This window comes from Bacillus sp. PAMC26543 (assembly GCF_014250375.1).
GTDB lineage: Bacteria > Bacillota > Bacilli > Bacillales > Bacillaceae > Bacillus > Bacillus halotolerans.
The window spans coordinates 1823844-1835988 of record NZ_CP060193.1 but is presented as its reverse complement, the minus strand read 5'-3'; the positions used below and the strand labels follow the sequence as shown (position 1 = coordinate 1835988).

Genomic DNA, 12145 nt, shown 5'->3' with positions numbered 1-12145 from the left:
TCCTCTCTAAAAGCCGTTTTCGCTTAAGAAGGCTTTTGTTATGGTTTGTTGGTTCTTATTTTCATTGGCTTTATGCAAAAATCGATACATATATTTTCCGATCATATCGCATTCGATATTCACTTTAGAGCCGATTGTTTTTTCTGAAAAAATCGTTTCGCTGATGGTGTGAGGGATTAAAGAAATCGTCACGGTATCATCTGTCAGCCCGAAGATGGTTAAACTGACGCCGTCCACGGTAATAGATCCCTTTAAAACCAACGTTTTTGTTAATGACGAATCCATTTTCAAATCATAGTAAACTGCGTTGCTTTTTTCTTCAATACGCGTGATTTCTGCGGTTCCGTCGACATGGCCTGAAACGAAATGGCCTCCAAAACGCCCGTTTGCCGCCATGGCTCTTTCCAGATTCACTTTGCTGCCTTTTGATAAATCGTTCAGCGACGTTGCTTTGACTGTTTCAGGCATGACATCAACTGTGAAGTGACTTTTCGTGAAATCAGTAACAGTCAGACAAATGCCATTTACTGCAATGCTGTCGCCCAAATGAACATCCTCTAATATTTTTGAGCATTTAATTGTTAAGGCCATAGAGGGGCCAGCTTTTTTCATAGATTCGATTGTGCCTGTTTCTTCTATAATTCCTGTAAACATGGTCACCATCCTACTCGTTTTTCGGTTTTGCCGTCAGTCTGATATCACGGCCAATTTGGGTTATATCTGTGAATTGTAATAAGGGGACATCTTTCATTGATTGAAAACCTTCACCGGAGATTAAGCTGGGAGCAAGCGTTCCTCCGATTAATTTAGGGGCAAAATAGTAGATGATCTCTTGAAAACAGCCTGCTTTGACGAAGCTTCCGTGAACAGCTGATCCGCCTTCCACATACACCGACATGATGCCTTCTTCCGCAAGGATTTTCAGTACATCGGAAATTGGTATACGATCTGTTTCCAGAGTAAATATTTTCACGCCAAAAGCGGAAAACCGTTTTTTCTTCTCCTCATCAGCACGTGTTGTTGTAAAAATCCAAGTCGGCGCTGCCTGATCGCAAATCACATTGGCGTCATCGGGAATCGAAAGTTCGGTATCAAGTATCACCCTGACCGGCTGTTTTGAAACATTCGGGAGCCTGCAGGTTAAGCTTGGATTGTCAGCCTTCACAGTGCCTGCTCCGACCAAAATGCTTTGATGTGATTTCCTGTATTGCTGAGCATCCTGTCTTGCAGCTTCTGATGTGATCCATTTGCTGTCACCTGTACTGGTCGCTGTTTTTCCGTCTAGGCTTGCGGCAGCTTTTAATGTGACGTAAGGGAGGCCTGTCCTCATGAAATGCAGAAATTTTTCATTCAGCTGTTCCGCCTGATCTGCCAGAATGCCTTCCTTTACTTCGATGCCGGCTTCTTCTATCATGCTGATTCCCCGTCCGGCCACAAGCGGGTTAGGATCTCTCATTGCGACAAATACTCTCTTTATCCCGGACTTGATAATCAGTTCGGCACAAGGCGGTGTTTTTCCGTAATGGCTGCATGGTTCAAGGGTGACATAAATATCAGCGTCTTTCACATGTGCGCCTGCCATATGAATAGCATGGACTTCCGCGTGAGCTTCACCGTATTTTAAATGGGCGCCCATCCCGACAATCTGTCCGTCCTTCACCACAACAGCGCCTACGAGCGGATTCGATTCGGTCTGTCCTTCACCCTGCTTCGCAAGATCCAACGCCAGTTTCATATAATACTCTTCCATCTGTTTTCCCCTCCCTTCTTTATTCATTTACCGTCAAAAAAGCCCCGAATTTAAGAAAAATTCGGGGCTTTAGGTATTTTACGCAATAGGAAATAACACTATGCATGTTGATACATTTTGCATAGCGGTTCTTCATCCTTCTCCCATCCAGACTTTCACTGTCGGCTTCAGCTTAAACTGAATCCACCGCGTACATATGTGCACACGGGTCACGGGCTCTAAAGCGCATGTCGCTTTACTACCGCCGGTCGGGATTTCCACCCTGCCCCGAAGGATACAATCTTTATTCATTTGTCCTTAATGGCTATTATAGCGATCCTTTCTTAAGTACGCAATGAAATAAACTTACAATTTGAGAAATCAAAAAAACACCCATCGTTCCGAAAGGTGTTTTTTCACTTAATCATTTACTTTTGCAACCTTGATTAAACCGTCGATCCGCTTTGATTTGCTGAAGTACGCCTTAATCTTATCGCCTTCTTTTATATCAGACAAATCTTGATTTAACTTTTTTCCGTTGAAGATGATCTTCGTGCCGTTTTCTGCTTCTCCATGATATTCGGTGCCGTCAATTTTTGTCACTTGATATTCCTCGATTGTATACTCTTCTTCTTCGGAGGACAAGGTTTGTCCAATCGCTGTCGGAACGTCTTTCAGTTCAACATCATTTATGTACATATACCCCCCTGCAAGTAAAACCAGTAGCACTAACAGAATGGTAATCTTGGTTTTTATTCTTCCCATTTTAAAAAACCTCCAGCCAATATGAATCTATTCATTCATATGAGTTATTCCTTTTTTTCATGAATAAAAAACCGTAAATTCTCGTAAATTATTAATATAACGATGCATAACGGGAATATGTTTCGCATTTCTGCAAAAATTTCTTTTCTATAGATATACGAATTTATGTTCTGGTTTTAGGGGATGCATGAGAAAAAGAATAAAAAAGCAGCTCCTTTTCAGGAAACTGCTTATACCTAGTTGGTTTTACGAATGTCGTTAAATGGGAAGAAAACAAACTTTGACGTACCCGCAATTTGTTTTTTCGTAAAGAGTCCAAGCCCGTTTCGGCTGTCCATTGAGTATCGGCGGTTATCACCCATCACAAAATATTTGTTATCAGGCACTTTGATCGGGCCGAAATCATCAGTTAGATGGTCATATCCATCTTCTTTTGCTTGCTTTTTATTTGCCTTCAAATAAGGCTCAGCCACTTTTTTTCCATTGATATAAAGCTGGTCGTTTTTCATTTCGACTGTGTCTCCCGGCAAGCCGATCAGCCGCTTGACATAGTGGACATCATCCCCGTTTAGCACGATGATATCCCCTCTCTTAAACTCGCCTATGTACTTAACTGTCATATTGACAAATACCCTTTCATGGTCATGAAGGGTAGGCTCCATGGACTCACCGTCAACGACATACGGCGCAAAAATAAAATTGCGGATGAGTAATGCCAGAACAACTGCGATAATAATCGCTTTGGCCCATTCAAATATTGATTTTTTCTTAGAAACGGTTTCCGCTTTCAACTGAGTTCCTCCAATAAACAACGGTCTTCAATTTATGTTATCACGAATCGATAAGAAATCCCATTAGGACCATTGAAGAAAATTTTCACATCTATTCATTCTACTGCCAGAATCAATTTGTTCCATTTCCTAATGAAATTGGGAGAAGAATCAATCAGCCTCCAAAGAACAAATCCAATATATTGCCGGCAGTTGAAGTTTCTTTATTATAAAACTCCGAATATCCGCATTTCTTACAGTAGACGACGAGAAAACGGTTATGCTGCACATCAAACAACTTTGACAATCCGGTTCCAGTTGTGGCAATTTCTTTTTGGCCAGCTTCAGTGCTTCCGCATTTTATACAGCCCTTGTTGTTCATCAAACGCAGCCCCTTTTCAAAAAAATGACATCGATATTATTTCATTTTACTACAAATGCCGTTTGGGATGAAGCATGTCAGCTTTAAAATTTGTTTAATTTTTCCCTGATGAGTGTGACTGTAAGGAATGCTCCACCCATACAAACGCGGACTAGCTTACAATCTCATTTTGTTTTTTACTGGTTCGTTTAAGCTATTTCATACGATCTCTAATATGTATAAAGAGAAGAAGAGATAGGGATGATTTTCCTATTACGTTGAATCATATTGAAGGGAACAGCGTAGGCAATGCATTTTCTATAAGCCCGCTGAACGTATCAAAAATCAGTGTTTTGGTTCCGTCGGATTGAATACAATTGTGATTGAACACTTATGATTTGAAACATAGCTATAGGATTTAACTCAAATCTCTCTATGCCTCCTCGTTCTACCTTAAAAACGTCTGTTTGTTAACTGTCACAACCAGATCAGGCTGTGAGCGAAAAGAAAAAGCTCCCTCATATCGGGGAGCTTTCTGCCTGCCTATTAGCCTTCTACGCGAACTTCTTTCATCACGTCACCGTTAGACATGTTTTTCGCGAATTCTAGACCGCTTGTTACTTTGCCAAATACAGTGTGAACACCGTTTAAATGAGGCTGCGGCTCATGGACGATGAAAAATTGGCTGCCGCCAGTATCTTTTCCTGCGTGTGCCATAGAGAGCGCGCCCGCTTCATGTGTGTGCGGGTTTCCTTCTGTTTCACATTTGATTGTGTATCCGGGACCGCCTGTGCCAGTACCGTGCGGGCATCCGCCTTGGCTGACGAAGCCTGGAATTACTCGGTGGAATGTAAGTCCGTCGTAAAATCCTTCGTTTGCAAGCTTTTCAAAGTTTGCAACTGTACCCGGTGCTGCTTCCGGATAAAGTTCAAATTCAATTTTGTTGCCGTCTTCTAATAAAAAGTAACCTGTTTTCAATTGTATGCCCACTTTCTTTATTTTAATTTTCAAAGGAGAAATTTATGTATCATCATTATGGCTTGTCTCTCCTTGTCGCGGCTATTATACCACACCTTTTTTGGGAAAACGACTCTCCCGGCTTTTCTCCAAAATAAAAATGAAACCTGAACCTCTCTATCTCCGTCTAACCTATCGGAACTGTATTTTTCATCATGATTCAGGTCCTCGCAAAGCAGCTTTAACTGCTGCTTGTGAAATGAAGGAGGTCAACTGCTTTGAAAAAAATATGGATTGGAATGCTGGCAGCGGCCGTTTTGCTGCTGACGATTCCGAAAGTCAGTCTCGCGGATGCCGCAGTCGGAGATGTCATCGTGACACTTGGTGCAAATTTGTCAGAATCAGATAAGCAAAAAGTGCTTGATGAAATGAATGTCCCTGATAATGCCACAACCGTGACCGTTACCAATAAGGAAGAACACGAATATTTAGGAAAATATATACCAAGCGCGCAAATTGGCTCAAGAGCGATTTCATCATCGTCTATTACCATTGCCAAAAAAGGCTCCGGATTAAATGTTGAGACACATAATATCAGCGGCATTACGGATGAAATGTACCTCAATGCCTTGATGACAGCCGGCGTTAAGGACGCGAAGGTTTATATTACCGCTCCGTTTGAAGTGTCCGGTACTGCGGCTTTGACAGGCTTGATTAAAGCATATGAAGTTTCTTCTGACGAAGCGATTTCTGAAGACGTTAAGCAAGTCGCCAACCAAGAGCTTGTGACGACCTCAGAGCTTGGAGACAAAATCGGTGACGAAAATGCGGCTGCGCTGATTGCAAAAATAAAAGAAGAGTTTGCTAAAAACGGTGTGCCTGACAATAAAGCCGATATTGAGAAAAAAGTGGATGATGCGGCTTCCGATTTAAACGTCACACTGACAGACAGCCAAAAGGATCAGCTTGTATCCTTGTTCAATAAGATGAAAAATGTTGATATCGACTGGGGACAGGTCGGTGACCAGCTTGATAAAGCGAAAGATAAGATTAGTAAATTTTTAGACTCAGATGAAGGCAAGAACTTTATCCAGAAAGTCATTGATTTCTTCGTTTCCATCTGGAACGCGATTGTTTCTATATTCAAATAAAAAAAGCGCCGAATTCCCGGCGCTTTTTTCATTGCTTCACACTCGTTTTAAATGGCAGATCCAGTTTTACAATATCCTCGTACGTTTCTCTTTTTACGACTAAATGAGCCTCTCCGTTTTCTACAAATACAACGGCAGGTCTTGGAATTCTATTATAATTATTGGCCATGCTGTAGCCATAAGCGCCTGTACAGAAAACAGCAAGCAGATCTCCTTCTTTTACTTCCGGCAGGTCAATATCCCAAATGAGCATATCTCCGCTTTCACAGCACTTGCCGGCAATCGATACCGTTTTATCGTGCGCTTCACCGATACGGTTAGCTGTAACAGCTTCATATTTTGCCTGATAGAGAGCCGGACGGATATTGTCGTTCATTCCTCCGTCAACAGCTACATACTGCCGGACACCCGGCACTTCTTTTTGGGAGCCGACTGTATAAAGTGTTGTGCCTGCGTCTCCTACAAGCGAGCGGCCCGGTTCGATCCAAATTTCCGGTATGTCAAATCCATAGCGGGCTGCATTTGTTTTTACTGCTTCGATAATTTTTTCTACATATTCAGTGGCCTGAAGCGGTTCATCTTCTTCCGTATAACGAATGCCAAAACCGCCTCCAAGGTTCAGCACCTTTGAAACAAATGAGTAAGCTTCTCTCCATTCGTCAAGTTTTTTGAAGATTTTTTCTGCCGCTAGCACAAAACCGGCTGTATCAAAAATTTGCGAACCGATATGGCAATGAACACCTAGCAGCTGAATGTGTTCTGATTGTAAAACCTGTTCAATCGCCTGTTCAGTTTGTCCGTTATGAAGGTCAAAACCAAACTTTGAATCTTCCTGTCCCGTTGTAATGTAGTCATGTGTATGCGCCTCTACTCCGGGGGTAATCCGCAGGAGAACATCAATTGAGTGCCCAGTTTCTTTGCACAGGTCTTCAAGTATCGAGATTTCATAGAAATTATCAACCACAATGCAGCCGATACGGTGTTCAAGCGCCATTCGCAGCTCTTCCCTGCTTTTGTTATTTCCGTGAAAGTGAATGCGCTCCGCCGGAAATCCTGCTGCAACAGCTGTGTAAAGTTCTCCTCCAGACACGACATCTAAGGAAAGCCCTTCTTCCTCGGCAAGCTGAATCATCGCAACAGAAGAGAATGCCTTGCTCGCATACGCGACCTGCGCTGCCAATCCTGCAGTTATAAATGCCTGCTTAAAGCTTTTAGCACGCTCACGTATTAAAGCCACATCATATACGTAAAGAGGCGTGCCATATGTTTCAGCTAAATAGAGAGCGTCCACACCTCCGATTTCCAAATGCCCATGTTGATTTTGTCTGCTAGTGCCGTGTAAGAACAATGTCATTCCCTCTTTCTCCGCTTATGGGTGAAAGGACAGTTTTATGGACTGTCCTTTCATAATTAAGACATACATTATCATACTCTTCAGTCAGTTTCAATGCGATTATGAATTGGTAGGCTGTCTTAAGCGATTTCTTGGGTGAACAATGCTTGGTCTTACATTCGCACCAGGTTTCGCCGTGCGAATCAGCACCTGCCACAGCGCCTTTCCGTTAAACGGAATGAGCGGCCATAGGTATGGGGTTTGAAGGGATTTTATGCTGGCCATGGCAATAATCAGAACAGTAAATCCTATAACGAGCCCTTTTACATGAAAGAGTGCTACTAATATCATAAGTGTAAGACGGGCCATTTTATTTGCCAGGCTTAATTCATAGCTTGGCGTCGTAAATGTTCCAATAGCGGCAAGCGAGACATACAGTATGACCTCAGGAGAGAACAGCCCCACATCAATGGCAATTTGCCCGATTAGAACCGCGGCAATTAATCCCATTGCGGTAGATAAAGCGGTCGGTGTGTGAATAGCCGCCATTCTGAGAAACTCAATTCCTAAATCAGCTAAGAAAATCTGCAGAATGATCGGGATGTGCATATCTTTATTCAACCCGATAAATTTTAGATTCTCTGGCAGCAGTTCCGGTTGAAGAACAAAGAGAAACCAGATGGGGAGAAATAAAGTAGAAGCAAGAATGCCGAAAAATCGTACCCATCTTAAAAAAGTTCCCACAGAAGGAGCCTGTCTGTATTCTTCAGCATGCTGAACATGATGGAATAAGGTTGTCGGCGTTATGATTACACTTGGCGATGTATCAACCATAATCACGACATGGCCTTCAAGTACGTGATTGGCCGCCACATCGGGCCTTTCTGTATAACGGACGAGCGGAAACGGGTTGTAGCTTTGTTTGATAATAAACTCTTCGACTGTTTTGTCTGCCATTGTTAATCCGTCGACATCAATGGCGGCAATTTCTTTTTCCACGATGTCAACAAGATCCGGATCTGCAATGTCTTCGATATAACAAATGCTCAGATCCGTTTTTGAACGCTCGCCGACCTTTGTCATCTTGACGCGAAGGCGTTCGTCCCTGATCCGTCTTCTGAGAAGCGCGGTATTGACGACGATATTTTCAACAAATCCGTCTCTGGCGCCTCTTACCACCTTTTCCGTATCCGGTTCTTCCGGATTTCTTCCCGGATAGCTTCTGACATCAATGATAAAAGCAAATCCTGCATCTTCAACAATAACTGCGACTAACCCGGACAGCACCTGGTCGGTGGTTTCATCCAGCGTTTTTACTTTTTCGACCTGGGCGTTGAGCAGCCTGTTTTCAACGATATCGACCAGCTCTTCAGGGTCCTCTTTTCCTGTCCGGTTGTTAATGGCAACTAGCTCTCTCATTAAGTGAATGATAAAGGCAGTGTCACATAATCCATTCAAATAGTACAGCTGAACTTCTCTGTCTAAAATGGTAAGCTTGCGAACACCTACATCATAGCTGATTCCCATTCCGACGCGATTTTTAAAATAAGCTTCATTTTTGTCTGGATTCCGATAAACCCGGATTTTCTCTTCCTGTTTGTCCGGCATGATACCCGCTCCTTTCTAAAATAAACTCGACCGCTTTCATGGTGATTGGCGACCCTTTCGATATATCGTCTTTCCTGCCCATTTTGCCGATATCCCCGATACCAACGATAAGCGGCAGATCAAGTTTATCAAGGCAATAGACCGTATCCCCGTTCATTCTGTGTTCATCGAATTCCCTCTCTCCGATTTTGTCCACACCGTATTCTGTTATCTCTCCATTGCGGTCAATGCTTACGTCAACCCTGGTCCATTCAGCCTGATGGGTTTTCGACGCTACCGCAATCACACCGAGCACTTCAATTGCCGGATGAGTGGCCACATAGGTCAGAGCGGTTTCTCCCGGTCCCTCTCCTTGAAGGCCGGAGTCGTCAAACATGACAAATACAGGGTCATACGGTGCCGATGCAATCAGCCTGACAAGCTCGGCGCCGCTGCGGGTGGAGGGATTGCCTTTTGATTGAGAAATACATCTCCCTCCAACTCTTCTTGCGGCGTATTCAATTGTTTTAGCGGCATACACGTCTCCGTCTGTTACCAGTATGACCTTGCGTTTTGTCGTCATCTCGGCATTATCCTTTCGGTTTAAAAATAACAGCGACGATAAAGGCGAATAGAATGGCGGCTGAGATACCGGCAGATGTCAGCTCGAATATCCCCATACCGATTCCGATAAATCCGTGTATATGCGCCTGATGCATGGCACCGTGCAGAAGGCTGTGGCCAAAGCTGACAATCGGAACCGTGGCGCCTCCTCCAGCAAACTCAATAAATTTATCGTAAATGCCAAAACCATCTAAAATCGCCCCGATGACGACAAAGGATGTCATGACGTGGGCAGGCGTCAATTTAAATATGTCCAGCAGCAGCTGCCCGACAATACAAATGGCGCCTCCGCAAACAAAAGCCAAAAGATAGTCCACTTAAGATGCACCTCCTGCACGTTCAAATACAACCCCGTGTGCGATGGTCGGAATGGTTTGTTTTTGCTGGATCATAGTCGGGCTTAACAGCGCCCCGGTTGCTACTACAAACACACGGTTTAATTTTCCTTCTTTCAGCTGCTTGAAAATATGTGAGTAGGTTACAACTGCGGAACAAGCGCAGCCGCTTCCTCCGGCAAACACTTGCTGATCTGGTGTGTAAATCAGAAGCCCGCAATCATCATGTTTTGTGCCGACCGGATATCCCTCTTCTTTCAAGATATCTTTGACAATAGGAGATCCGACGCCGGAAAGGTCTCCCGTCAGGATCAGATCGTAGTCGTCTGCTGTGCGGTTCATGTCTTGAAAGTGCTGTTTAATGGTATCAGCAGCAGCAGGAGCCATGGCTGATCCCATATCAAACGGGTCGGTAATTCCTAAGTCAGCCACCTTCCCTATAGTTGCACTTGTAATTTGAATATCACTCGGTGTCTGACTGATAACAACCGCACCGCTCCCAGTTACAGTAGATGTCGCAGTATCCGGTTTTTGCCCGCCGTATTCCGTCGGATAGCGGAACTGTCTTTCGGCCGTGGCATTGTGACTGCTTGTAGCAGCAATCGCCCGATTTGCAAATCCGCCGTCGACTAAGGCAGATGCAACAGCAACTGTTTCCATTGATGTTGAGCATGCGCCAAACATGCAAAGAAACGGGATTTTCAGATGCCTTGCCACATAGTTGGCTGTGACATTTTGATTCAACAGATCGCCTGCAAGCAAAAGATCAATATCATCTTTTTTCAAATTGTTTTTTTGCAGCACGGTATTGATGGCATCCTCCATTAGCTGCCTTTCAGCCATTTCCCAGCTTTTTTGATTACAGTGCATGTCGTCATAGGTTTTATCATATAAAGACCCGAGCGGACCGTCTTTTTCCTTAGGCCCTACTGCTGTTCCCGCTGCATTGACAAATAAGGGATGCTCAAACACCCAGGTTTGCTTTCCTGTTAATTTCATTTCTTTCTCCTCCTATGACATCAGTTTCTCAAAAGCAAACCGAATCATTCCGACGATGTAAGCAGCCACAACACCGAATACGATGACGTTTCCCGCCAGTTTAAACATGTTTGTCGCTACTCCCAATACTAAACCTTCGCTTTTATACTCAAGAGCCGCGCTTGCCATACTGTTGGCAAAGCCGGTGACAGGTACAGCTGATCCTGCGCCTGCAAACTGACCGATTCTGTCATAAATGCCGAATCCGGTGAGCAACGCTGATAATAGGATCAGCGTTGCCGCCGTAGGGTTTCCTGCTGTTTTTTCGTTAAAATCAAAAAAATGGATATAAAAATTCTGCAGACCTTGTCCGATCATGCAGATCAAACCGCCTACAAGAAAGGCTTTTACACAGTTCCATACGTAAGGCGGCTTTGGCTGATATGTTTTTACTTTTGATTTGTAGTTTTCTTTTATGTTTGTCATATTAAAACCTCCTTATGAATGATGAATAAAATACAGCCAATGAAATAAAGATCCCGCGATTTTTCCAATGACAATGGCCATTAATAAAATAATGATTTTACTTCTGAGGCCGATTCGTTTAGCCAAGATCGGCAGGACATTTAACACTTCTGTCAGCGCGGCTGCAAGCATCCCGACAAATACTCCGGCCAACAGCCCGACCGGCACGGCAATCCACTTTGATAAAAAGAGATGGTGCATATGAAGTGTTTCCCAGCCCCCGCAAACCGCACCGAGAATAACAGCCGCTTCATAAGCTTGAACAAATCTCATCGTTTTGGTGAGCTGCATCAGACGCGGAATGATTCCCATCACGGTTAAAAAAGCCACGAAACCTGCCCCGACTGTGATGCCTCCGCCGAGCCCGACAAAAATGATGAACAATACACTAACGATCATGCAGGTCCTTTATTGTTTCTTCATTTTCATGCATGGCCACATATTGATCGAGATCAAGCTGATAGTTAAACATTTCAACCTCCAGCGGGCTGGGCTCTTCATTAAGGCGCTTTTTAAAAATGTGGTTAAAAAACACAATCATCCCCAGTCCCAAACCAATGCTGTAAGGGATTTGAAGTAAATATGGATAGTCATTCCGCTCTCCGGTTATGATTTCATATAGCGCAATATGAACATCTCCCATGCTGACATCCTCATGGAAGTTCATGATGGCGAGGCACGATCCGATAAACAGCAGCAGCCAGACACCAATAAAAAGAACGGTTGATATGTGCCGTTTCTGATACTGAATTTCAACAATGGTTTCAGCTCCGCCCACAGTTTGAACATCAAGTGTGGGATCCTGCTGATAAATGGCTTTGAGCACTTTTATGATATCCAGAATTACGATATTTTTATCTTTTTCGCTCACCTGATACAGCGGCATAGCCGACAGTTTCTTTTTCAGCTGATGCTGCCCTTCTATTTGCGCGGCATCCCCGACCGTTATGATATCCCCCGGATGTGCCAAAACGCGGTGGCGAAGCCTGATAAATAGTCGTCGTTCCATCATTGATCACCATCTTTCGGT

The 12145-nt window shown here is 43.8% G+C and carries 15 protein-coding genes and 1 riboswitch; of the genes, 1 reads left to right on the top strand and 14 read right to left on the bottom strand.

Going from position 1 to position 12145, the window contains the following annotated elements; genetic code table 11:
• Nucleotides 1–6: 6 nt before the first annotated feature.
• The 6 genes from ribE to H7F27_RS09385 form a co-directional block, all read right to left on the bottom strand.
• Entirely contained in the window at nucleotides 7–654 is a 648-nt protein-coding gene (ribE, locus tag H7F27_RS09410) for a riboflavin synthase subunit alpha (protein WP_024121913.1), read from the bottom strand.
• Between the two features lie 10 nt (nucleotides 655–664).
• Nucleotides 665–1750, bottom strand: a complete 1086-nt coding sequence (ribD, locus tag H7F27_RS09405) for a bifunctional diaminohydroxyphosphoribosylaminopyrimidine deaminase/5-amino-6-(5-phosphoribosylamino)uracil reductase RibD (RefSeq protein ID WP_024121914.1) — start codon at nucleotides 1748–1750, stop codon at nucleotides 665–667.
• Between the two features lie 131 nt (nucleotides 1751–1881).
• A riboswitch (FMN riboswitch) is annotated at nucleotides 1882–2029 on the bottom strand.
• Between the two features lie 120 nt (nucleotides 2030–2149).
• Complete coding sequence (locus tag H7F27_RS09400; RefSeq protein WP_024121915.1) at nucleotides 2150–2494, bottom strand: hypothetical protein; 345 nt, start codon at nucleotides 2492–2494, stop codon at nucleotides 2150–2152.
• A 236-nt stretch (nucleotides 2495–2730) separates the two neighbouring features.
• Entirely contained in the window at nucleotides 2731–3285 is a 555-nt protein-coding gene (sipS, locus tag H7F27_RS09395; RefSeq protein ID WP_103671741.1) for a signal peptidase I sipS, read from the bottom strand.
• A 154-nt stretch (nucleotides 3286–3439) separates the two neighbouring features.
• Complete coding sequence (locus H7F27_RS09390; RefSeq protein ID WP_010334793.1) at nucleotides 3440–3646, bottom strand: zinc ribbon domain-containing protein; 207 nt, start codon at nucleotides 3644–3646, stop codon at nucleotides 3440–3442.
• Nucleotides 3647–4171: 525 nt separating this feature from the next.
• Complete coding sequence (locus H7F27_RS09385) at nucleotides 4172–4603, bottom strand: peptidylprolyl isomerase (protein WP_003223931.1); 432 nt, start codon at nucleotides 4601–4603, stop codon at nucleotides 4172–4174.
• Nucleotides 4604–4860: 257 nt separating this feature from the next.
• Here H7F27_RS09385 and H7F27_RS09380 point away from each other — a divergent pair, with 257 nt between their 5' ends.
• The gene (locus H7F27_RS09380; RefSeq protein WP_185848862.1) at nucleotides 4861–5733 is read left to right on the top strand and encodes a DUF1002 domain-containing protein; all 873 of its coding nucleotides are present in this window, start codon (nucleotides 4861–4863) and stop codon (nucleotides 5731–5733) included.
• 28 nt (nucleotides 5734–5761) lie between these two features.
• On the opposite strand, the gene lysA is transcribed toward H7F27_RS09380, so the two are convergent.
• The 8 genes from lysA to spoVAA form a co-directional block, all read right to left on the bottom strand.
• On the bottom strand, nucleotides 5762–7081 hold the full coding sequence (gene lysA, locus H7F27_RS09375; RefSeq protein WP_185848935.1) for a diaminopimelate decarboxylase: 1320 nt from the start codon (nucleotides 7079–7081) through the stop codon (nucleotides 5762–5764).
• 105 nt (nucleotides 7082–7186) lie between these two features.
• Nucleotides 7187–8674, bottom strand: coding sequence for a spore germination protein SpoVAF (gene spoVAF / locus H7F27_RS09370; protein ID WP_024121919.1), 1488 nt, complete (start codon nucleotides 8672–8674; stop codon nucleotides 7187–7189).
• Nucleotides 8619–9236: a stage V sporulation protein SpoVABEA gene (gene spoVAEA, locus H7F27_RS09365; RefSeq protein ID WP_101860344.1), complete on the bottom strand. Its 618-nt coding sequence runs from the start codon at nucleotides 9234–9236 to the stop codon at nucleotides 8619–8621. The genes spoVAF and spoVAEA overlap by 56 nt, the downstream gene beginning before the upstream one ends.
• Before the next feature lie 7 nt (nucleotides 9237–9243).
• Nucleotides 9244–9594 carry a stage V sporulation protein AE gene (spoVAE, locus tag H7F27_RS09360; RefSeq protein WP_003230467.1) on the bottom strand — a complete coding sequence of 117 codons (351 nt, stop codon included), beginning with the start codon at nucleotides 9592–9594 and terminating at the stop codon, nucleotides 9244–9246.
• Nucleotides 9595–10611 (bottom strand): stage V sporulation protein AD, encoded by a 1017-nt coding sequence (gene spoVAD / locus H7F27_RS09355; protein ID WP_024121921.1) that lies wholly within the window; start codon nucleotides 10609–10611, stop codon nucleotides 9595–9597. It abuts the gene before it with no gap.
• 12 nt (nucleotides 10612–10623) lie between these two features.
• On the bottom strand, nucleotides 10624–11076 hold the full coding sequence (gene spoVAC / locus H7F27_RS09350; protein ID WP_024121922.1) for a stage V sporulation protein AC: 453 nt from the start codon (nucleotides 11074–11076) through the stop codon (nucleotides 10624–10626).
• 12 nt (nucleotides 11077–11088) lie between these two features.
• A complete protein-coding gene (gene spoVAB / locus H7F27_RS09345; protein WP_024121923.1) occupies nucleotides 11089–11514 on the bottom strand; it encodes a stage V sporulation protein SpoVAB in 426 nt (141 codons plus the stop codon).
• Nucleotides 11504–12124, bottom strand: a complete 621-nt coding sequence (gene spoVAA, locus H7F27_RS09340; RefSeq protein ID WP_044154790.1) for a stage V sporulation protein SpoVAA — start codon at nucleotides 12122–12124, stop codon at nucleotides 11504–11506. Before spoVAA ends, spoVAB begins: the two co-directional genes overlap by 11 nt.
• Between the last annotated feature and the right edge of the window lie 21 nt (nucleotides 12125–12145).